Source organism: Streptomyces shenzhenensis, assembly GCF_003688995.1.
GTDB classification, from domain to species: domain Bacteria; phylum Actinomycetota; class Actinomycetes; order Streptomycetales; family Streptomycetaceae; genus Streptomyces; species Streptomyces shenzhenensis_A.
Genome location: NZ_PENI01000121.1, coordinates 1 through 589, shown reverse-complemented (window position 1 = coordinate 589; position 589 = coordinate 1). Strand labels below are relative to the sequence as shown.

1 protein-coding gene is annotated in these 589 nt (G+C 68.3%); it reads left to right on the top strand.

The features are described from left to right. On the top strand, positions 1-589 hold a 589-nt coding region (locus tag CTZ28_RS46460), incomplete at both ends, for a chitinase (RefSeq protein ID WP_121895963.1).

Below are 589 nucleotides of genomic sequence, written 5' to 3'. Positions count from 1 at the left end.
CCGGATTCGTGGTCAGCGAGGCGCAGTTCAACCAGATGTTCCCGGGCCGGAACGCGTTCTACACCTACAGCGGGCTGACCGCCGCGCTCGGCGCGTACCCCGGCTTCGCCACCACCGGCAGCGACACCGTCAAGAAACAGGAGGCCGCCGCCTTCCTCGCCAACGTCAACCACGAGACCGGCGGCCTCGTCCACATCGTCGAGCAGAACACCGCCAACTACCCCCACTACTGCGACTGGAACCAGCCCTACGGCTGCCCCGCCGGCCAGGCCGCCTACTACGGCCGCGGCCCCATCCAGCTCAGCTGGAACTTCAACTACAAGGCCGCAGGCGACGCCCTCGGCCTCGACCTGCTCGGCAACCCCTGGCAGGTCGAGAACAACGCCTCCGTCGCCTGGAAGACCGGCCTGTGGTACTGGAACACCCAGTCCGGCCCCGGCACCATGACCCCCCACAACGCCATGGTCGGCGGCGCCGGCTTCGGCCAGACCATCCGCTCCATCAACGGCTCCCTCGAATGCGACGGCAGAAACCCCGCCCAGGTACAGAGCCGCGTCGACGCCTACCAGCGCTTCACCCAGATCCTCGG